A 19,847-nucleotide genomic window follows, 5' to 3' on the forward strand; every position below is an offset into this window, starting at 1 on the left:
ATTTTCTTGGCTAGCGCGGTGTCAGCTGCAGCCAGATCCCGTTCTTTGACCGAACTGTCAGATGGGCCACCGGGATCGGCTCTTTGCCTGATACCGGCGTCACGCGAAACCTTCGCAGGATCATCGACAGGATCAGCGGCCCCTCGACCATGGCAAACCCCGCGCCGGTACAGACGCGTGGTCCGGCCGAAAAGGGGATATAAGCCTCGCGCTGACAGGTCTTGCCATTCTCGGTCTGCCACCGCCTCGGATCAAACCCGTCCGGGTTCTCCCAGAGCCGCGTATGGCGGTGCAGGTGCCAGGGGCTGAGCACGACCTGAGCGCCCTTTGGCAGGGTGCGGCCACGAAATTGCTGCGGACAGGTCGTCTCGCGCACCATCATTGGCACCGGCGGGTAAAGCCGCAGCGCCTCGCGGAATACATCACGGCTGACCCTGAGCTTGCCCACTTCCGCGAAACTGTCGAGTGACAGATCCTGAGCCTCCGCCGCGATCCTGTCCTGCCAGTCGGGCGCAAGGGCTACCAGATAGAGTGCCCAGGCCAGGGCCGAGGCACTGGTTTCATGCCCGGCCAGAAAGAAAATCGCGACCTGATCGACCATCTCCTGGGTTGAGAACAGATCTCCGGTTTCGGGATCCGCCGTGGTCATGATCTTGGTGGCCAGATCATCCGGGGCGCCGCCTGCCGCGATGGTCGCCATCCGCTGTTGGGTGAGATCGGTGATCAGAGCCCGGATCCGCGCGGCGTTGCGGCGTGTGGCAAGGCGGTGAAACCGCGGCATCCAGCGCGGCAGCGGCACCAAGGCGGCAATATTGAGGATCGGCTGCGCCTGCTGATAGGCCCGAAAGCGATGAAAGACCTCCTGCGCCATATGATGCTCTATCGGGATCGAAAACAGCGTGCGAAAGATCACATCGGCCGCCGCGTGAGAGGTCACGGATTCGATTTCGACCGGGTGGCCGGGGGTTTCGCGCTGTTGATCGGTGAGCCGCGCCACGGCGGCCTCGGCGGCGTCATGGATAGCCGGATAGATCTGGCGCAGGCGGCCACCTTCAAAGGCCGGGTCAATGATCCGGCGCTGGCGCTTCCAGACCTCGCCATTGGTCAGAAACACCGAATTCCCGAGCAGCGGGCGCAGCCCCTCGCTGATGCGGCTGGATTTCGGGAAGCTCTCCGGGCGCTGTTTCAGTACCGTATCAACCAGATCCGGCTGATTGACCAGATAAGAGCGAAAGAAAGGTGTGCGAAACTCTGCCATCCAGGCGCGGTAGAGTTTGGCGGGCTGTGCCGATAGAAGATCGGCGCGAAACAGCCGCAGATAGCGCCAGAGCGAGACCTTGTCGGCGCGCGCGGGCGGCTTCGGCGGGGTTACCGTTGATCCTGCGGAACCAGGCGCCGAGCCGGGTATGGCTGTGGTTGGATCTGACGTTTTGCCTTTGCCCGCCATCAGTCCCCCAACGAAGTATATTTGGACGCGGTGACATCAATCCGGGACCGCGAGGGGTTGCGGTTGCGATAGCGGCTTTCGAGCGTCCTTGGCCCTGCCGTGATCTGAAAATAATCGTAATCCCCCGGCTGGTCGAAGGCGCAGAGATATTGAAAATGCAGCCGGAAAAACCGCCACCGCAGCGCGGCCCATCGTTCCGGGCTGAGGGTCTGGGTAAAGGCCGCCGAGATCACCAGCGGCCAACGTTTTGTCGCGGGAGCAACGCCGCTCACGGCAACGGGATCACAAAGCGCAAAGGCACAGCCATCTCCCGGCGCGGTGACATCCACCCAGCACAGATCCCCGCGCCCGGACAGGTCGTGCAGATCACGGCGCAGCCGATGTGCCTCGGGCAGGAAGGAGACCATCGGGACCACCTGGCCGAGGCTCAGAAAGCCGAGGGTGGCATGACGTCCGGCCAGCCCGCTGCGCTGCACATCGGCCAGTACGCTGACCCCGATATAGGCGCCGGAGGAATGACCGACGACCAGCACCTCGTCATAGCTGGGGTCACTCAGGGCGACGGCAACCTCCCCGGCGAATTGCGCAATACGCTGTCCCAGTTCGGGCGCATAGGCGCCGCGCAGCGCGGCGGAATGGGCGTAATCATGCATCAGGTAATAGGCAAACAGCCGACCGTCCTGACGCCGGAACCAGCGCATCAGCGCCGCCGCCGCAATCAGCCCCAGCGCCCAGAACACCACCGCTGCCGCCGCAGCAGCCCAGCCCGCGGAGAGACCAAGCCAGGCAACAGCGCCCTGCCCGAGCCGGGCGATGGCCACGGCAAGCAGACAGGCAAGCACCAGCTGGAGCAGCAGCATACCCACAGGATAAAGCGCCGCGATCACTGGGCCTTTGCGCAGCCACATGAGCCGCCGCAGGGTGCCGGTGGAGATATAGATCCAGGCGGTGCGCAGCATCTGCCAATAGGTCTGCGCAATCGACGGCGCCATGCTGCCCTGAACAATGTCGGACCAGATCAGCACATCAACATCGGTGTGGACCTTGCAGCCCTCGATCTGTGCGGTGACCTGCCAGCCGAACCCGGGTGTTGCGACAGCTGCCGGCGGTCTCTCAGATCGGGGCGAGAGCGACAACTGGTAGCCGGAAATCTCCGCCTGCCGGGCGCCCTCCGTCCGGTAGAGCTCGCGGTAGCGGCGCGGTGGCATCGGATCATAGCCCGGGATGTAGAACAGCTTGCGGCGGCGCACGGGCGGATCCTGCCCGTCGCACGGGGAGGCGCCACTCTTTTGCGCATCGGGCTTGCCAACGGCGGATGTCTTGGTTGTTTGCTCTTGCACGGACTGCGCGACCCGATTTGCCTGTTTGTCGTCGCGCCAGCTTAGCGGTGCCTTGCAAAAAGAGTAAGCCCCGCCGGACCTCTGTCAGACGGGGCGATCTCGGGCGGGGATGCCGTGGCAACGGCGCAAAGGGACCGCCAGCCCGGACGGCAGGTTAGCCGAGGGTGGCCAGCGCCGGGAAGGTCTCAAGCAGCCAGAAAGAGAACTCAGAGAACAGGCCGGTGACCAGCATGAACCCGACAACAATCAGCAGCAGGCCCATGAACTTCTCGATCACCCCCATGTAGGGTTTGATCCGGTTCATCAGGACCATCGACCGGGTCAGGAAGATCGCCGCCAGCAGGAACGGCACGCCAAGACCAAGCGCGTAGATCCCGAGCAGCAGCGTACCGCGCGCCACCGATGCCTCGGTCGCCGCCAGCGAAAGAATGGCACCGAGCTGCGGGCCGATACAGGGCGTCCAGCCAAAGGCAAAGGCGAGCCCGAGAATATAGGCCCCCACGGCCGAGCCGCCGGATTGATCGGTTTCCATCCGCGCCTCGCGGTCAAGGATCGGAATGCGGAAAACCGACAGGAAATGCAGGCCGAAAATGATTACAACAACGCCTGAGATCTGCGCAAAGAGTTCCTGATTCTGCAGCACAAAGGCACCAAAAGCCGAGGCCGTGAACCCAAGCAGCAGAAACACCGTCGACAGCCCCATGACAAAGAACAGCGCCGCGACGATGGCCTTGCGCCGGGCATGGGTCGTGCCCTGAATCTCGCCAATGGAAACGCCGCTCATATAGGCCAGATAGGGCGGCACGATGGGCAGCACACAGGGCGACAGAAAGCTGATCAATCCAGCCGTCAGCGCCACCAGCATGGCAGGGATCAGCCCTGCGTCGATGATTTCAATACCAAACATGCCCAATCCTTAGACCAGCCTCTTGCAAAGGTCACGGGGGGCGCCGGTCACAACCTTGTGGACAGGATGAAACAACCGGATTATCTGCAAGGTATGACCGACACCAAAGAGACTCTGGACGCAATCGGGCTGCTGTGCCCCCTGCCCGTACTGAAGGCACGCAAACGCCTGAAACCATTGGCCTCTGGCATGGTTCTGGAGGTTCATGCCGACGATCCGGCAGCGGTGGTGGATATCCCGCATTTCTGTCATGAGGCGGGCCATGAGCTGTTGGAAATCCGCGACAATCCGAAGCATCAGACCTATCTGATCCGCAAAGGCGGCTGAGCCTATCTGCCCGTGCAACCCTCTGTTCGGGGTACGGATATGGACAGGCTGCGCGCCTGGGCGGGCTGGTGATCGCCAGCGCCTAGGGGAGCGGGTTTTCCGCCCCCTCTGGCAGGGCCTCGGTGTCCTGGCTGAAGATATTGATCCAGACCGCATCGACGCGCTGCCAGATTGAACTGACATACATTGCGGCGGCCTCTGCATCCCCGCCGGTCTGGTCCGGGCGGGCATAGGTGGCACGATAGGCGAGCAACGCGCAATCGGGTGCCAACGACAGGACGCGCGCCTGCTCAAGTCTGAACCATGCCACTGTGGGTCCGTTGGCCAGCTGTTCGCAATGATCGTCGCGCCCGGCAAAGCCGCTGGGGTAGACGCCCAGAAACTGCGGATGCAGCGCGGCGCGGTCCGCGGCAACATCACCCCGCCGCAACGCCGTCCAGACGGCGGTTTCCGCCGCCAGCAGCTGCTCCAATAACGGATCCATCACGGGGGGCTCGCTCTGCATGGAGGTGCTCCTGATGCCTTGAGATCTGACATGAAAAAGGCGGGCTAAACGCCCGCCTTTCTTTGGTTTTGCTGATCAGCTGCCAACCGACCACCAGCCGCGCCGCTTGGGCTTGGGCGGGCTGACTGGCTCCGCCTCTGCGCCTGCCAGCGCAGGTTCGGCCTGGTCCTCAGGCGCCGCTTCGCTAGGCGCTTCGGCAGCGGTCTCCGTCGGCGCCTCGACGTGATCTGCCGCCACATCCTGCGCGGTCGCTTCATCGGTCTCGATCGGGTCGGCCGTTGCCGGTTCGGCTGGAACCTCCTGCGCGGCGGTCGGCTCAACCTCCGCTGCGTCTGGCTGTTCGGGTGTGGAGACGGTGTCTGCCGCTTGGGTTTCTTCCACCGGAGCCGCCCCGTTGAGAGCTGCTGCTGGTGTGGGTGCCACCTCCTCCTCGGTCGGGGCCTCCACAGACGCCTCCTCTGCCGTCACCTGCTCATCCGAGGGCTCCGGGGCGGGATCCGCTTCCTCTGCGCCGGCTTCGGCCGGTGTCTCACCATCGGCTGCCACGGTCTCATCGGTCTTCTTCTTGCGGCTGCGCGAACGGGTGCGGGTGCGGGTGCGTTTCTTCACCTCGCCCTCACCCTCCTCGGGTGCGGCGTCCTTGCCTTCGGCGGCATCAGCTTTGTCGTCGCTGTCGTCTGCGTCGCCATCTGCCGAGTCTCCGGCCTTCTGGTCATCAGATTTCGCATCCGCCTGAGCGTCGCCGTTGGTCTCATCGCCCTCACCGCCGGAGGACTTCCGCCGCCGCCGACGACGACGCTTGCGCTTGGGTTTGTTGTCCCCATCGCCCTCGTCGCCAGAGGCTTGGGTCTCTGCGACATCCGCGTCATTGGTATCGGTCTCGACCTCATCATCGGCCTCCTCGGCCGCCTCGTCGGCGTCGACCTGATCCATGATCGAGGTATCAACGGATACCACCGGCGTCGTGACAACAGGAACCACACGCGAGGCGGTCTTGAACTTCTCGAGCGAGAAATCCGGGCTGACCAGATGCGGGTCACCCTCGATCCGCACGGACAGGCCATAACGGGTTTCGATCTGGGCGATATGCTCGCGTTTCTGGTTCATCAGATAGTTGGCAATGCTGACCGGGCAGCGCACCAGCACCTCGCGGGAACGACGGCGGGTGCCCTCTTCCTCGATCTGGCGCAGGATCGACAGCGCCAGCGAGTCATCCGACCGGATCAGACCGGTGCCGTGACAATGCGGACACGGCGCGGTGGTCGCCTCGATCATGCCGGGACGCAGACGCTGACGCGACATCTCCATCAGGCCAAAGCCGGAGATCCGGCCCACCTGAATACGGGCGCGGTCGGTCTTCAGCTTGTCCTTCATGCGCTTTTCGACGGCGGCGTTGTTCTTGCGCTCGTCCATGTCGATGAAGTCGATGACGATCAGACCGGCAAGGTCACGCAGACGCAACTGGCGCGCCACCTCTTCGGCGGCCTCCAGGTTGGTCTTGAGCGCGGTTTCCTCGATCGAGCCTTCCTTGGTGGCGCGACCGGAGTTCACGTCGATTGCCACCAGCGCCTCGGTCACGCCGATCACGATGTAACCGCCGGATTTCAGCTGAACGGTCGGATTGAACATCGCACCGAGGTAGCTTTCGACCTGGAACCGGGCAAAGAGCGGCAGCTGATCCTGATAGTTTTTCACGTTCTTGGCGTGGGACGGCATGATCATTTTCATGAAGTCCTTGGCGATGCGGTAGCCGCGTTCGCCCTCAACCAGAACCTCGTCGATCTCGCGGCTGTAGAGGTCGCGGATCGAGCGTTTGATCAGATCGCCCTCTTCGTAGATCTTAGCCGGTGCGATGGATTTCAGCGTCAGTTCGCGGATCTGCTCCCACAGGCGCTGGAGGTATTCATAGTCACGCTTGATCTCGGATTTCGTGCGTTTGGCACCGGCGGTGCGCACGATCAGCCCCGCGCCGGTCGGCACGTCCAGTTCAACCGCGATATCTTTCAGCTTTTTGCGGTCGGCGGCATTGGTGATCTTGCGCGAGATACCACCACCGCGCGCTGTGTTGGGCATCAGCACGCAATAGCGGCCAGCCAACGACAGATAGGTGGTGAGTGCTGCGCCTTTGTTGCCGCGCTCTTCTTTCACGACCTGAACCAGCAGGACCTGACGGACTTTAATGACTTCCTGGATCTTGTAGCGACGCGGGCGCGGTTTGCGCACCGGACGAATGTCTTCGCTGTCGTCTTCCTCGGCAACAGATTCGATATTCTCATCCTTGGCCGTCGCATCGGCAGCGGTCTCGGCATCGTCGCCGTCGTCATCGGCAGACGCATCAGAAGCGTCTTCTGCCTCTGCCGCGAGATCGTCAGCGGAGCTGTCGTCCTGTGCTTCCGGCTCTGGGGAAGCTTCCTTCACCGCTTCTTCGACAACCACCTCTGCGGCGGCGGTCTCATTGCCGTCTGTGGCCTCGGGCACATCCGCCAGCTTGGTGTCAGCGGCGGCCATGTCATCGGTCAGGTCGATGGTTTCCATACCCGCGATGTCGGCGCCGCCTTCGCTGGCCTCCGGGCTGACATCCTTCGTCTCGACGACATCGGCGGATTTCACCTCGGCAGCCCGAGTGCGACCACGACGCGACCGCGACTGGCGCTTGGCAGGCCTTGCCTCTTCCTCGTCATCACGGGCGCGCTGTGCCTCGGCATAGGCGCGCTCTTCCTCCATCAGGGCCTCACGGTCGGCGACGGGGATCTGGTAATAGTCGGGATGAATTTCCGAAAAAGCGAGGAAGCCATGGCGGTTGCCGCCATAGTCCACAAAAGCTGCCTGCAGCGAAGGTTCGACGCGGGTTACTTTTGCGAGGTAGATATTGCCAGCGAGCTGACGTTTGTTTTCGGATTCAAAGTCAAATTCCTCAACCTTGTTTCCATCGACCACCACAACGCGGGTCTCTTCCGCGTGGGTGGCATCAATAAGCATCTTCTTTGCCATGAGTCCTTGGTGCACCTGCCGCGCACGCGCGCATCTGGCCCGTTTCCGGGCGGACGTGAACGATTGGGGTGGTGTCTTGTCTGGGCGATGTCTTGAAGCGCGCGATTGGCCCATGCAGTACAGCGGTTAGCCCCGGAACATCTGTCCGGCCCTCCTGCCTGTCTGCTGTTCTCTCTCGCGCGCGTCATCGCGTTTCTTCTCCGACAGGTGGGAATATCCGCGCCCTGCCCTGATTATATCCCTGCTGGGAAACCCCAGTCAGGTGCTAAACTGCCCCGAAATACTGCGGGGCCAATCGGTCTGACTTTGCTTTCTCGGATCTTGCCGGACAAAAACAAAGGCAGCGAATCTCATCAAGAGGGGCAGGATCACTCTAGTCCCGTCCCCATTTAGGCAGCATAAGACCTGTGGATAGGTAATGACAATGGTCATTCGTCACACCTGCAATCTAAATGCTATCCTCTTGGTTCCTAGGCTGAAAATCATGAATATTCCGTTACCGGAACGACAAGGACCGCCCCCAGGAGGGAGGCGGCCCAATCTTGGTTAACGCGCGGTTTGGCGGTCAGGACAGATAGTCGGAACGTTGCAGCCCGTATTTGGCCATCTTTTCGTTGAGCGTCCGGCGCGGCAGGCACAGCTCATCCATGACGCTGGCGATGGACCCTTTGTGGCGCCGCATGGTGTTGTCGATCAGCATCCGTTCGAAGGCTTCGACATATTCCTTCAGCGGCTTGCCTTCGGTGGTCATCACCGGTTGCATGTCCTCGTGGTCCGACATCAACAGCGATGCAATGGTCCCCGAGCCACGGCGCGACTGAAGCACCGCGCGTTCGGCGATATTGATCAGCTGGCGCACATTGCCCGGCCAGGGCGCCTGCAACAGCTGCGCGGCCTCCTGGGCGCTCACCTGAGGTGCGTCACAGCCGTATTCTTCGGAAAACTGTTCGGACAGGCGGGTGAACAGCGTCAGGATATCCTCGCCGCGCTGGCGCAGTGGCGGCACGGTGATCCGAAGCGCGGCAAGCCGGTAGAACAGATCCGGGCGCAGCGCGTCTTCGCAGGTCTTGCCGGCTTCCTGCAGGTTGGAGATCGCCACGATGCGCGTCTCCCCCGGAATGCCCTGCTCATTGATGACGCTAAGCAGCTTGGCCTGGAGCGTTTCGCTCAGGGCTTCGACATCTTCCAGCACCAGGGTGCCGCCACGGGCCTCCTCAATGGCGGGGAGCGAGCTGTCTTCGGGCTGCATCGGACCGAACAGGCGTTTGGACAGCGCCTCCTCTTCCAGCGCGGCGCAGGAGACCAGCACGAATTTCTTGCCCGCCCGGCTGCCGACCGCGTGCAGCGCGTGGGCCACCAGCGTCTTGCCGGTGCCGGTTTCGCCGTCGATCAGCACATGGCCATCCGCCTGCCCCAGATCCAGGATATCCTCGCGCAGGCGCTCCATCACCGGGCTGGAGCCGATGAGTTTCTTCATGATGGTGCTGCCGTCGGAGAGCTCGCGCCGCAGCACCCGGTTGTCGAGCGTCAGGCGGCGGGCCCCGGTGGCGCGCTTGGCCAGTTCCGACATGCGATCCGGGTTAAAGGGTTTTTCGAGAAAGTCGAATGCGCCAACCCGCATCGCCTCAACCGCCATTGGCACATCACCGTGACCGGTGATCATGATGACCGGCAAGGCAGAGTCGCTGCCCATCAGTTTCTTCAGGAACTGCATCCCGTCCATGCCCGGCATCTTGATATCCGAGATGACAATCCCGGGATAATCCGGCCCCAGCACCTTTAGCGCGTCCTCGGCGCTGGCAAAGGTCTCGGTGTCATAGCCAGACAGCGCCAGCCATTGGCTGATCGACTGCCGCATATCCTGTTCATCATCGACGATCGCGATTTTCATGGCCTGTGCCATTCGCGTGCCCTCCATCCAGTGATACCGCGCTATTCCGCGGCCTCGATACCGTCCACAAGGATCGGCAGTTGCATTTCAAATACGGCGCCACCGCTCTGCCCGTTGCGGGCGGTCAACCGACCGCCTAGGTCGTTCACGATACCCGAGGAGATGGCAAGCCCCAACCCAACCCCGTCCCCCGGCTGCTTGGTGGTGTAGAAGGGTTCAAACAGGCTGCCGAAGTCCTTGATCCCCATCCCGTTGTCGCGCACCGACAGAGTGGCTGTCTCGCCCGCCGCCAGCAGGATTTCGACCTCCGGGTCTTCGACTGACTTTGTAGCATCTAGTGCGTTTCGCAACAGGTTCACCATCACCTGCTCAATCCGCATCCGATCGCCCATCACATAGACCGGTTCCTCGGGCAGGATACGGGCGATCTTGACGTGCCGCTGACGCAGCTGCGGCTCCATCATCGACAGCGAGGAGGCAAGCGCATCGCCCATATTTACGGGGCTGAACGTATCACCGCCCTTGCGCGCGTAGGACTTCAGCTGGCGGGTGATCGCGCCCATCCGTTCAATCAGATCGTCGATCCTGCCAAAGGAGGCCAGCGCCTCCTCGGGGCGGTTGCGATTGAGCAGCAGCCGCGCCCCCGCCAGATAGGTTTTCATCGCCGCCAGCGGCTGGTTCAGCTCGTGGCTGACGGCCGCCGACATCTCACCCAGAGCGGCCAGTTTCGAGCTCTGCGCGAGGCTCTGTTCGGCGACTGCGAGGGTCTCCTGCATGCGTTCGCGTTCGGCAATTTCCCGCTGTAGCCGTGCGTTCAATACGCGAAGCTCTGCCGACTCGCGCTGGAACAGCGCCATGCGCAGCGCGGTGCGACGGCTCAGCGCATAGAAAGCCAGCGCCAGCAGAATGGCGAATCCCATGATCTCAAGCGCCAAAACCGTGTTCACCCGCTCGCGGATCGACGCGTAGGTGGTGAAAGAGGTCAGCCGCCAGCCCTGAAACGGGATCCGGGATTCCAGCCGCATCACCGCTTCGCCCTGGAGATAGGCATCGGCGGGCAGCGCGGTCCAATCCGTGGTGGCCCGGATCGCCCGCTGAATGGCGCCCTCAGGGGTCTGCAATTGCAGCGCATCCGCCTCCGACAGGCCGCGCCAGCGCGACTCCGTCGCCAGAATGATGGTGCCGGTGCTGTCGGACACCATCACCGCATCCGAAATCCCTGCCCAGGCGCGCTCGAACTTCTGCAGATCGACCTCCACCACGATCACCCCGAGGATGCCGGAGGTGTCGACGATGCGGCGCGAATAGGTGAAACGATAGCTGCCGACCTCGCTGCGGATCGCCGAGAACACGGTCGTTTTGGAGCGCAGCGCGTCGACGAAATAACCCGCATTGCGGTGAGTTTGGCCCAACCGGTTGCGATCGGTGGCGGCCACGGTGCGCCCGTCCTGCGCCATCAGCATGATGGAGGCGGCGCCGATTTCCTCGACAAAGGAGATCAGCCGCTGGGTCGAGAGCGAAAAATCATTCGATTGCAGCGCCGAGATCAGTGCCTGATCCCGCGCCAGAAGCTGCGGCACGATGGCGTGCCGCCCCAGCTCGCTCACCAGGTTGCCGGAGTAGAGCGCAAGACGCAGCTCAGCCCGGTTGCGGGTGCTTTCGGTGAAGCGATCGGTCAGCGCCCGATTGGTGACCCAGACGGTCACCGCAGCGACGGCCATAAGCAAGAGCAAAGCAAGACGCACCCGCCACGAGGTCGTGCGGGAGCGCGGTTTTCCAGAGGATAGGGTTGCGTCACGCGCGGCAGTCATAGGCAAAACCTAACGCAAGCCGCCGCGCATTCACAAGTCACGCCGCAGTGACTAGCCCAGCCAATGCGCGGAACACTGCCGCCCCGTCGGTACCCCCGTGGCCTGCATCCGCAGCCCGCTCCGGGTGAGGCATCATGCCCAGAACCCGGCGGTTTTCCGACAGGATACCGGCAATATCGGCCACCGAGCCATTGGGATTGTCGACATAGCGGAAGGCGACGCGGTCCTGATCCTGAAGGGCGGCGATGGTGTCGGCATCGGCATAGTAGTTGCCGTCGTGATGCGCGATCGGCACGCCGATCACATCACCTGCCGCATAGCCTTCGGTAAAGACGCTGTCGGCTGTCGCCACCTGCAGATCGACGGTGCGGCAGATGTATTTCAGACCGGCATTGCGCAACAGCGCGCCCGGCAGCACGCCGGTTTCGGTCAGAATCTGGAAGCCGTTGCACACGCCGATGGCATAGCCACCGCGATTAGCATGATCGACAACCGCTTGGCAGATCGGTGACTGGGCGGCAATGGCGCCGCAGCGCAGATAGTCGCCATAGGAAAACCCGCCCGGCACGCCAACGATATCGACACCCTCGGGCAGCGCGCTGTCCTTGTGCCAGACCATGGAGACGTCACAGCCCGCCTGTTCAAACGCCACCGCCAGATCGCGGTCGCAGTTGGACCCGGGGAAGACAACAACAGCCGCCTTCATCCCTGCATCTCGATGCTGTAGGATTCGATCACGGTGTTGGCCAGCAGCTTTTCGCACATCGCGGTCACATCCGCCTCGGTGGCATCATCCGCCAGATCGAGGTCGATCACCTTGCCCTGACGCACGCCGCCCACCTTGTCAAAGCCCATGGCGCCAAGCGCGTGGCGCACGGCCTCGCCCTGCGGATCCAGAACCCCGTTTTTCAGCATTACATGCACGCGTGCCTTCATCGCATTTTCCCTCAGGTTTCGATGGCAAAGCCCGGATTAGGGGCCTCTAAGTTAGATAGTCAAAATCCCGCCCTTTGGTCAGGGCGGGATCCATGAATCAGGTCAGTTTACCAGCGTCGGCTTGCCGCTCGCCGGCGGGTTGTTCGGCATCACGCCCAGACGCCGGGCCACCTCGGTATAGGCGTCGGTCAGATTGCCAAGGTCGCGGCGGAACACATCCTTGTCCAGCTTCTGACCGGTTTTCATGTCCCACAGACGGCAGCTGTCGGGGCTGATTTCATCGGCGACGACCAGACGCTGGAAATCGCCGTCATAGATCCGGCCGATTTCGATCTTGAAGTCCACCAGCTTGATCCCGACCGCCAGCATGACACCGGACAGGAAGTCGTTCACCCGTAGCGCGAGGCTGAGGATATCATCCATATCCTGCTGGCTGGCCCAGCCGAAGGCGGCGATATGCTCCTCGGTGACCAGAGGATCCCCCAGCGCGTCGTCCTTGTAGCAGTATTCCACAATCGGGCGCGGCAGCTGGGTGCCCTCGTCAATGCCGAGGCGTTTGGAGATCGACCCGGCCGCATAGTTGCGCACGATCACTTCCAAGGGAATGATCTCGCAGCTGCGCACCAGCTGTTCACGCATATTGAGCCGCTTCAGGAAATGGGTCGGCACGCCGATCTGCCCCAGACCTTGCATGAAGAACTCGCTCAACAGGTTGTTGAGCACGCCCTTGCCTTCGATGACATCCCGCTTTTCCGCGTTGAAAGCGGTGGCGTCGTCCTTGAAGTACTGAACGATGGTGCCCGGTTCGGGACCTTCATAAAGTGTCTTCGCCTTGCCTTCGTAGATCTTCTTGCGACGTGCCATGCGGAGCCTTTCGGGAAAAAAGCGGGAATCTCATGCCCGGGAACTGTCGCCCTCATACGGCAAGGGGGGCCGTGCCGCAAGCTTGGTCCCGGCCCGCCCGCAATCACGATTGGGGAGACGGGCTTTTCGTCCCTGCGGGCTTGCTGTGCTATGATGGCCCGGCGTGGTCGGGGAGCCACTCGGATTCTGGGATCAATTGCCCCGCCCGCCTCTTGTTGGCGCCGCGCGCCATCCACATATCACAATGATCTACGACACTTATCGCCCTGAGGGAGGATCCATGACCACTTTCGACGACCGCGAACACGCCTTTGAAGCGAAATACGCCCATGACGAGGAAATGCAGTTCAAGGCGCAGGCCCGCTGCAACAAGATGCTCGGGTTGTGGGCCGCTGGGCTGCTGGGCAAAACCGGCGCTGATGCCGAGGCCTATGCGCATGAGGTGATCAAATCCGATTTCGAGGAACCGGGGTTTGAAGATGTGCTGCGCAAGGTCAGTGCTGATCTGGAAGGTCGGGCCACCGCGGATGAGGTACGCCAGAAGCGGGCCGCCCTGCTGCCGGAGGCCAAGGACCAGGTTCTGAACGACAGCGCATGATTTTACGCGCATTTCACGCAGAACCGGCAGCGATGGGACTGGCATTAACCGGGTGACAATCCATCAGGTGTAGCGTGTCGGATGGCGACCTGCCATTTGACACAAGGATGCTGATGCCCAGCCTACTGCCCCCTGCCGCCCGCATCTTTGCGCGGACTGCCGCACGCGGTCTGCGCCTGATGCTGCCTGTCGCCGTCATGATCGGCTGTCTGGCATTGCTGCAGGCCCATGTGGCGCTGCCCGATCTGGCGGAACTGCGCGGGATATTGCGCTCTCTTGCGCCGTGGCAATGGGGCGCTGCGCTGATGGCCACCGCGGTAAGCTTCTGGGCTCTGGGCCGCTATGACAGCGTTGCGCACAGGCACCTCGGGACCGGGCTGGATGGCCCGCAGGCGCGGCGCGCCGGTATGATTGCCATCGCGGTGTCGCAAACCCTTGGGTTTGGTCTGGTCACCGGCGCCTTTGCCCGCTGGCGCATGCTGACGGGGCTGCGCCCGATCCGTGCAGCCCAGCTGACCGGAATGGTCGCCATCACCTTCCTGATTGCACTGGCGGGTATCTGTGGCGGTGCCCTGATCCTGAGCCCACCCCCGGTGTCCAGCCCATGGCTGGGATCGGCTATTCTCCTTGCAACTTTCGCCATGACCGCTGCCATGGTGGCGGTGCCGGTGGTGCGGATCGGCCGGATGACCCTGCGCTGGCCCTCGCTGATGGCGATTTCCGCGCTTGGGTTCTGGGCCATGATCGACGTGGTGGCAGCTGGCACAGCGCTGTGGCTGCTGCTGCCTGCCTCTGTCGAGCTGTCTCTTGCTGCAATGTTGCCCGCCTATTTTCTGGCGCTTGGCGCTGCGATCCTTTCCTCGGCGCCCGGCGGCGCCGGTGCATTCGAACTGGCGCTTTGCGCGATGTTGCCCGCAGATATCACCCCCGAAGTTATCGCGGCTATCCTCGGGTTTCGTCTGGTCTACTACCTGCTGCCGGCGATCATTGGCGGGATCTGCCTCGGGTGGCCTGCGCTGGCCGAACTGCCACGACGATTGGCAAGCAATGCGCCCGACGCTGAGCTCTCTGGTCCCGAAGACATGCATGCCCTCAGCGGCAGTCGGATGCGCCCAGCCGCACAGCTGCCGCAGATCCGTCCTGTCGCCGAAACCGCCGTGATCCAGCAGAATGGCGGACATCTGCATGCTTTTGGCTTCAATCAGGTGGCGCTGCTGGACAGCCCGCAGGCCTCAATCGCGCTCTTTGGTGCGGTGAGCGGTCATCTAAGCGAACTTCTTCCGGGCCTTCACCACCATGCCAAACACCGCAATGCCGTTGCCTGCCTCTATAAGTGCACGGCCCGCGAGGCGGTTGAGTGTCGCCGTGCCAGCTGGCGGGTGCTTCGGATTGCTCAGGAGGCGGTGCTTCACCCCGCGACCTTCAGCGAAACAGGCTCAAGCCGGCGGCAGCTGCGACGCAAACTCCGGCAGGCCGAAAAGGCGGGCGTCTGCGCCCTGCCCGCAGCCGCCGAGCTGCCGATTGAACAGATGAAAGCCATCGATGTCGCCTGGCAGTCCACCCACGGACAAGCCAAGGGCACGACGATGGGACGGTTTCAGGCAGAATATCTGGCACAGCAGCAGGTGTTTATCGCCTGGCATGACAAGCGCATGGTCGGCTTTGTCAGCTTTCACGCCATCGCACATGAATGGTGCCTCGATCTGGTGCGCCTGCTGCCCGATGCCCCCGATGGCACCGGCCACGCGCTGATCAGCGCGGCGCTTGCTGCGGCGGCGGAGAGCGGCGTTTCGCGACTGTCACTCGCCGCGGTGCCCGATCATCGTTTTGCCAAGCGCCTGGATCCCGGCTTGCGCCGCTTCAAGACCAGCTTTGCCCCGACGTGGGAAGATCGCTATGTGGCCGCGCCCACATTCCTGCACATGCTCATCGCCCTTGGCGAACTGCTGCGGCTGGTCCATCATCCTGCGCCGCTGCCCCATTGGCCCAGATCGACCGAAACCGATGGCAGCGGCGACACAGCACCGCGCGATGGCGACCGTGGACCGGATGGCGAGCGGCTGAACGGCAGCGTTGCCGACACAAACGCCCGGACCGAAGAGAGCCTGTGGCGCAAATTCGAGCGCCGCGCAGCAGCTGCCCGCGCGGCCCGAAGGCAGGCCTCGGGCAGATGGTCCGACGCGGCAGATCGCGATGATCCGCCGCCCGATGGTGATCGCCTTCATAATGAAGATGAAGAAAATGAAATTGCCCTCACCCGCCGCGCATGACAGACCGGGCCATTGACACAAGCCGACCCCAGGTGCCGATAGCGGCGAGCCGCGGCCCAAACAACCGACATCACCCCACAGGAACATCCCATGACAAATACTTTCACAACCCTGCTGGAAACCAAGGACGCCCTGCTTGCCGATGGGGCCACTGGTACCAATCTGTTCAATATGGGACTGCAATCCGGTGACGCGCCTGAACTGTGGAATGTGGACGAACCCAAGAAGATCACCGCGCTTTATCAGGGATCGGTCGATGCAGGCAGCGACCTGTTTCTGACCAACACCTTTGGCGGCACCGCAGCCCGGCTGAAGCTGCACGACGCGCAGCGCCGTGTGCGGGAGCTGAACATTGCCGGCGCAGAGCTGGGTCGCAATGTCGCCGATCGCTCCGAGCGCAAGATCGCGGTGGCCGGATCCGTTGGCCCGACCGGCGAAATCATGCAGCCGGTGGGCGAATTGAGCCACGCGCTGGCCGTCGAGATGTTCCATGAACAGGCCGAGGCCCTGAAGGAAGGCGGCGTTGATGTTCTGTGGCTGGAGACGATCTCCGCGCCCGAGGAATTTCGCGCCGCGGCGGAGGCGTTCAAACTCGCGGATATGCCCTGGTGCGGCACCATGAGCTTTGACACCGCAGGGCGCACCATGATGGGCGTGACCTCATCCGACATGGCGGAGCTGGTCGAGGAGTTTGATCCGGCACCGCTGGCGTTTGGCGCCAACTGCGGCACCGGTGCCTCGGATATTCTGCGCACCGTGCTTGGCTTTGCTGCGCAGGGCACCAGCCGCCCGATCATTTCCAAGGGCAACGCGGGCATTCCCAAATATGTCGATGGTCACATCCATTATGACGGCACGCCAGCCCTGATGGGCGAATATGCCGCCATGGCGCGCGATTGCGGCGCCAAGATCATTGGCGGCTGCTGTGGCACCATGCCCGATCATCTGCGCGCCATGCGCGAGGCACTGGATACCCGCCCTCGCGGCGAGCAGCCGACGCTGGAGCAGATTGTCCAGATCCTCGGGCCGTTCAGCTCAGACAGCGATGGCACCGGCGAGGATAACGCGCCCGAACGGCGCAGCCGTCGCGGCCGCAGGCGCGGGTAACACCCGCCCGACCGGCATTGCGTTTTCAGCCCGAAGCGGTATCAGGATGGCTTCGGGCGATCACCTTCGCGGCCCTGCGACGACTTTTAGAACAGCGCCAGCTGATCCCCGGCCTGTGCCGGTTTTGCAAAGAGATCACAGCGCAGCTGAGGCGCGCGCTGCGCAAGGCCCAGCCGTTTGCACGCGGCATTGAACCGGTTGGCGATCACCGCCGCATAAGGCCCCTCGCCACGCATACGATGCCCCCAGCGCGGGTCATAGTCTCGCCCTCCGTGCATTTCGCGCAGCCGTGCCATGACTTTTTCGGCGCGCAGCGGCACATGCTCCGCCAGCCATTCCTGCCAGAGCTCCGACACGTCACGCGGCAGCCGCAGCATGATCCAGCTTGCCGCATCGGCGCCGGCATCGGCCCCGGCGGCCAGCAGCGCCTCCAGCTCATGGTCGGTCAGCCCCGGCACGACGGGCGAGGTCATGATCCGCACCGGGACACCCGCCTCAGACAGGCGCCGGATGGTCGCGAGGCGACGGGCGGGCGTCGGCGCGCGCGGCTCCATGCGGCGCGACAGCTCCGCATCCAATGTGGTGACGGAGATGCCAACCCGCACAAGGCCACGCCCGGCCATGGCCGACAGAATATCAAGATCCCGCTCAATCAGGGTCCCCTTGGTGACGATGGCGACCGGATGAGAGAACTGATCCAGCACCTCCAGACAGGCGCGGGTCAGCCCGAGATCACGCTCACACGGCTGGTAGGGATCGGTATTGGTCCCGATGGCAATCGGCGCCACCTTGTAGCGCGGCTGCGACAGTTCGCGGCGCAACACCTCGGCGGCATTGGGGCGCGCGATCAGCCGGGTTTCGAAATCCAATCCCGGCGACAGCCCCAGATAGGCATGGCTGGGACGGGCAAAGCAATAGATGCAGCCATGTTCACAGCCGCGGTAGGTGTTGATCGAGCGATCAAATGGCAGATCGGGCGATTTATTATAGGAAATCAACGAGCGCGCCACCTCATGCCGGATATCGGTTTCGATCCTCGGCGCGCCGCCATCATCGCCGTCATCACGCGAATCCTGCAGCCCTCCCCAACCGTCATCAATGGCATCTCGCGCCAAATCAAACCGCCCTGCCGCATTGCTGAGGCTGGCGCGGGCTTTGCGACGTTGTGGCGGTGGTGGCAAGATCTCGGTCATTGGGGCATCTTGCCGCAAAGTTGAGAACAAATAAAGAACAAACGCAAGAAACCGAAGATTTCCATGCGAAATCTTCATTATTATTCCGCCATTTTTGCGCCTATACGTCGGTTCGGACCAAGGCAACGTCGCAAACAATGCAGTCTCTTGGGGTCAATCTGGACCAATACGAGTTAAACGAGGCCAAACCGGGGTCACCCCGCCCAGTCAAGGAATACACCCATGTCGGAAGACGCAGATGACATCATCCTGGCAGATCTCAATGACGAGGAACTCGTCCAGCAGATGTTCGATGACCTCTATGACGGCCTCAAGGAAGAGATCGAAGAGAGTGTCAATATTCTGCTCGAGCGCGGTTGGGCACCCTACCGGATCCTGACCGAGGCGCTGGTAGGTGGCATGACCATCGTGGGCGCCGACTTCCGCGACGGCATCCTGTTTGTGCCTGAGGTGCTGCTGGCGGCCAACGCGATGAAGGGCGGCATGGCCATCCTGAAGCCGCTGCTGGCGGAAACCGGCGCACCGCGCATGGGCTCCATGGTGATCGGCACCGTGAAGGGCGACATTCACGACATCGGCAAGAACCTCGTCTCCATGATGATGGAAGGTGCCGGTTTCGAGGTGGTGGACATCGGCATCAACAACCCGGTCGAGAACTATCTGGAAGCTCTGGAAGAGCACAAGCCGGACATCCTCGGCATGTCGGCCCTGCTGACCACCACGATGCCCTATATGAAGGTCGTGATCGACACGATGATCGAACAGGGCAAACGCGACGATTACATCGTTCTGGTCGGCGGCGCGCCGCTGAACGAAGAATTCGGCAAGGCAATTGGCGCAGATGGCTATTGCCGTGACGCGGCTGTGGCCGTGGAAATGGCGAAGGACTTCGTTGCGCGCAAGCACAACCAGATGAGCGCCTGATTTGGCACGCAAAGGACGCGCCGCCCGCCTGACTGAGCGGGCGGCGTTCCAACCGCCCACCGGGCGGTCGCTTGAGGAAACCTCCCTCACCGAGCGGGGCCTGGCCGCACCTTTGAGAAAAACGGGCCGTATCCTGTTGATTGCCTGCGGTGCGCTGGCCCGGGAAATTCTGGCTATCAAAGATGCCAACGGGCTTGATCACATTGATCTCACCTGCCTGCCGGCCAAGCTGCACCTTTACCCTGAACAGATTGTTGATGCGGTGGACGGGGCCGTCGCCAAACATTCCCGCGTCTATGACAGCATCTATGTCGTCTATGCCGATTGCGGTACGGGGGGCGCGCTGGAGCGCAAATGCGCCGAGCTCGGTGTCGAGATGATTGCCGGCCCGCATTGCTATTCGTTCTTCGAAGGCAACGACCAATTTACCGCCCATGGCGAGGCCGGAGAGATCACCGCCTTTTACCTGACGGATTTTCTGGTGAAGCAATTCGACGCCTTTGTCTGGCGGCCGATGGGATTGGATAAGCACCCGGAACTGCGGGACATGGTGTTCGGCAACTACACCAAGCTGGTTTACCAGTCGCAGATCGATGATCCGGCACTGGTTGAGAAAGCCGAACTCTGCGCCAAGCGCATGGGGCTGGCGTTTGAACATCGCCACACCGGGTATGGGGATCTGAAAACCGCGGTGCTGGCCTGGAGCGATAAGATGGCGCGCGATTAGACCGCGCGC

17 protein-coding genes are annotated in these 19,847 nt (G+C 62.6%); 6 read left to right on the forward strand and 11 right to left on the reverse strand.

Translation table 11 applies throughout. The features are described 5' to 3' along the window. Positions 1 to 10: 10 nt before the first annotated feature. From VWY60_RS08335 to VWY60_RS08345, 3 genes are all read right to left on the reverse strand, one after another. On the reverse strand, positions 11 to 1,447 hold the full coding sequence (locus VWY60_RS08335; RefSeq protein ID WP_416540265.1) for a cytochrome P450: 1,437 nt from the start codon (positions 1,445 to 1,447) through the stop codon (positions 11 to 13). After that, the gene (locus tag VWY60_RS08340) at positions 1,447 to 2,697 is read right to left on the reverse strand and encodes a hypothetical protein (RefSeq protein WP_416540266.1); all 1,251 of its coding nucleotides are present in this window, start codon (positions 2,695 to 2,697) and stop codon (positions 1,447 to 1,449) included. Before VWY60_RS08340 ends, VWY60_RS08335 begins: the two co-directional genes overlap by 1 nt. 244 nt (positions 2,698 to 2,941) lie before the next feature. After that, positions 2,942 to 3,694 (reverse strand): cytochrome c biogenesis CcdA family protein, encoded by a 753-nt coding sequence (locus VWY60_RS08345; protein ID WP_416536090.1) that lies wholly within the window; start codon positions 3,692 to 3,694, stop codon positions 2,942 to 2,944. Positions 3,695 to 3,787: 93 nt separating this feature from the next. Here VWY60_RS08345 and VWY60_RS08350 point away from each other — a divergent pair, with 93 nt between their 5' ends. Then, the gene (locus VWY60_RS08350; protein ID WP_340545398.1) at positions 3,788 to 4,021 is read left to right on the forward strand and encodes a sulfurtransferase TusA family protein; all 234 of its coding nucleotides are present in this window, start codon (positions 3,788 to 3,790) and stop codon (positions 4,019 to 4,021) included. Positions 4,022 to 4,103: 82 nt separating this feature from the next. On the opposite strand, the gene VWY60_RS08355 is transcribed toward VWY60_RS08350, so the two are convergent. From VWY60_RS08355 to purC, 7 genes are all read right to left on the reverse strand, one after another. Beyond that, positions 4,104 to 4,526 carry a DUF4440 domain-containing protein gene (locus VWY60_RS08355; protein WP_416540267.1) on the reverse strand — a complete coding sequence of 141 codons (423 nt, stop codon included), beginning with the start codon at positions 4,524 to 4,526 and terminating at the stop codon, positions 4,104 to 4,106. 75 nt (positions 4,527 to 4,601) lie between these two features. Beyond that, entirely contained in the window at positions 4,602 to 7,517 is a 2,916-nt protein-coding gene (locus VWY60_RS08360) for an Rne/Rng family ribonuclease (RefSeq protein WP_416540268.1), read from the reverse strand. Positions 7,518 to 8,082: 565 nt separating this feature from the next. Then, positions 8,083 to 9,420: a sigma-54 dependent transcriptional regulator gene (locus VWY60_RS08365; protein WP_340545395.1), complete on the reverse strand. Its 1,338-nt coding sequence runs from the start codon at positions 9,418 to 9,420 to the stop codon at positions 8,083 to 8,085. A 29-nt stretch (positions 9,421 to 9,449) separates the two neighbouring features. Beyond that, positions 9,450 to 11,219 carry an ATP-binding protein gene (locus tag VWY60_RS08370; RefSeq protein WP_340545394.1) on the reverse strand — a complete coding sequence of 590 codons (1,770 nt, stop codon included), beginning with the start codon at positions 11,217 to 11,219 and terminating at the stop codon, positions 9,450 to 9,452. A 37-nt stretch (positions 11,220 to 11,256) separates the two neighbouring features. Beyond that, on the reverse strand, positions 11,257 to 11,925 hold the full coding sequence (purQ, locus tag VWY60_RS08375; protein ID WP_340545393.1) for a phosphoribosylformylglycinamidine synthase subunit PurQ: 669 nt from the start codon (positions 11,923 to 11,925) through the stop codon (positions 11,257 to 11,259). Continuing rightward, on the reverse strand, positions 11,922 to 12,155 hold the full coding sequence (gene purS / locus VWY60_RS08380) for a phosphoribosylformylglycinamidine synthase subunit PurS (RefSeq protein ID WP_416536096.1): 234 nt from the start codon (positions 12,153 to 12,155) through the stop codon (positions 11,922 to 11,924). The genes purQ and purS overlap by 4 nt, the downstream gene beginning before the upstream one ends. Positions 12,156 to 12,257: 102 nt before the next feature. Beyond that, positions 12,258 to 13,019, reverse strand: coding sequence for a phosphoribosylaminoimidazolesuccinocarboxamide synthase (gene purC / locus VWY60_RS08385; protein ID WP_340545391.1), 762 nt, complete (start codon positions 13,017 to 13,019; stop codon positions 12,258 to 12,260). A 280-nt stretch (positions 13,020 to 13,299) separates the two neighbouring features. On the opposite strand from purC, the gene VWY60_RS08390 reads away from it, so the two are divergent. The 3 genes from VWY60_RS08390 (at position 13,300) to bmt (ending at position 16,994) form a co-directional block, all read left to right on the forward strand. Further along, positions 13,300 to 13,617, forward strand: coding sequence for a DUF1476 domain-containing protein (locus tag VWY60_RS08390; protein ID WP_340545390.1), 318 nt, complete (start codon positions 13,300 to 13,302; stop codon positions 13,615 to 13,617). Between the two features lie 113 nt (positions 13,618 to 13,730). Further along, entirely contained in the window at positions 13,731 to 15,887 is a 2,157-nt protein-coding gene (locus tag VWY60_RS08395) for a phosphatidylglycerol lysyltransferase domain-containing protein (protein WP_416540269.1), read from the forward strand. Between the two features lie 90 nt (positions 15,888 to 15,977). After that, positions 15,978 to 16,994, forward strand: coding sequence for a betaine--homocysteine S-methyltransferase (gene bmt / locus VWY60_RS08400; protein WP_416536100.1), 1,017 nt, complete (start codon positions 15,978 to 15,980; stop codon positions 16,992 to 16,994). Between the two features lie 86 nt (positions 16,995 to 17,080). Here the strand turns inward: bmt and VWY60_RS08405 are convergent, their stop codons facing one another. Continuing rightward, positions 17,081 to 18,187, reverse strand: a complete 1,107-nt coding sequence (locus VWY60_RS08405; protein WP_416540270.1) for a PA0069 family radical SAM protein — start codon at positions 18,185 to 18,187, stop codon at positions 17,081 to 17,083. A gap of 222 nt (positions 18,188 to 18,409) precedes the next feature. Here VWY60_RS08405 and VWY60_RS08410 point away from each other — a divergent pair, with 222 nt between their 5' ends. Then, positions 18,410 to 19,111, forward strand: coding sequence for a corrinoid protein (locus VWY60_RS08410; RefSeq protein WP_340545386.1), 702 nt, complete (start codon positions 18,410 to 18,412; stop codon positions 19,109 to 19,111). Between the two features lies 1 nt (position 19,112). Further along, a complete protein-coding gene (locus VWY60_RS08415) occupies positions 19,113 to 19,838 on the forward strand; it encodes a DUF1638 domain-containing protein (RefSeq protein ID WP_416540271.1) in 726 nt (241 codons plus the stop codon). Positions 19,839 to 19,847 lie beyond the last annotated feature (9 nt).

This window comes from Phaeobacter sp. JH20_26, from assembly GCF_048056275.1.
Taxonomy (GTDB): Bacteria; Pseudomonadota; Alphaproteobacteria; order Rhodobacterales; family Rhodobacteraceae; genus Phaeobacter; species Phaeobacter bryozoorum.

What these genes read in the sequence shown, in the direction of transcription:
- VWY60_RS08335 (WP_416540265.1), bottom strand. Translation starts at nt 1,447, where the DNA reads ATGGCGGGCAAAGGCAAAACGTCAGATCCAACCACAGCCATACCCGGC.
- VWY60_RS08345 (WP_416536090.1), bottom strand. Translation starts at nt 3,694, where the DNA reads ATGTTTGGTATTGAAATCATCGACGCAGGGCTGATCCCTGCCATGCTG.
- VWY60_RS08350 (WP_340545398.1), top strand. Translation starts at nt 3,788, where the DNA reads ATGACCGACACCAAAGAGACTCTGGACGCAATCGGGCTGCTGTGCCCC.
- VWY60_RS08355 (WP_416540267.1), bottom strand. Translation starts at nt 4,526, where the DNA reads ATGCAGAGCGAGCCCCCCGTGATGGATCCGTTATTGGAGCAGCTGCTG.
- VWY60_RS08360 (WP_416540268.1), bottom strand. Translation starts at nt 7,517, where the DNA reads ATGGCAAAGAAGATGCTTATTGATGCCACCCACGCGGAAGAGACCCGC.
- VWY60_RS08365 (WP_340545395.1), bottom strand. Translation starts at nt 9,420, where the DNA reads ATGGCACAGGCCATGAAAATCGCGATCGTCGATGATGAACAGGATATG.
- VWY60_RS08370 (WP_340545394.1), bottom strand. Translation starts at nt 11,219, where the DNA reads ATGACTGCCGCGCGTGACGCAACCCTATCCTCTGGAAAACCGCGCTCC.
- purQ (WP_340545393.1), bottom strand. Translation starts at nt 11,925, where the DNA reads ATGAAGGCGGCTGTTGTTGTCTTCCCCGGGTCCAACTGCGACCGCGAT.
- purS (WP_416536096.1), bottom strand. Translation starts at nt 12,155, where the DNA reads ATGAAGGCACGCGTGCATGTAATGCTGAAAAACGGGGTTCTGGATCCG.
- purC (WP_340545391.1), bottom strand. Translation starts at nt 13,019, where the DNA reads ATGGCACGTCGCAAGAAGATCTACGAAGGCAAGGCGAAGACACTTTAT.
- VWY60_RS08390 (WP_340545390.1), top strand. Translation starts at nt 13,300, where the DNA reads ATGACCACTTTCGACGACCGCGAACACGCCTTTGAAGCGAAATACGCC.
- VWY60_RS08395 (WP_416540269.1), top strand. Translation starts at nt 13,731, where the DNA reads ATGCCCAGCCTACTGCCCCCTGCCGCCCGCATCTTTGCGCGGACTGCC.
- bmt (WP_416536100.1), top strand. Translation starts at nt 15,978, where the DNA reads ATGACAAATACTTTCACAACCCTGCTGGAAACCAAGGACGCCCTGCTT.
- VWY60_RS08405 (WP_416540270.1), bottom strand. Translation starts at nt 18,187, where the DNA reads ATGACCGAGATCTTGCCACCACCGCCACAACGTCGCAAAGCCCGCGCC.
- VWY60_RS08410 (WP_340545386.1), top strand. Translation starts at nt 18,410, where the DNA reads ATGTCGGAAGACGCAGATGACATCATCCTGGCAGATCTCAATGACGAG.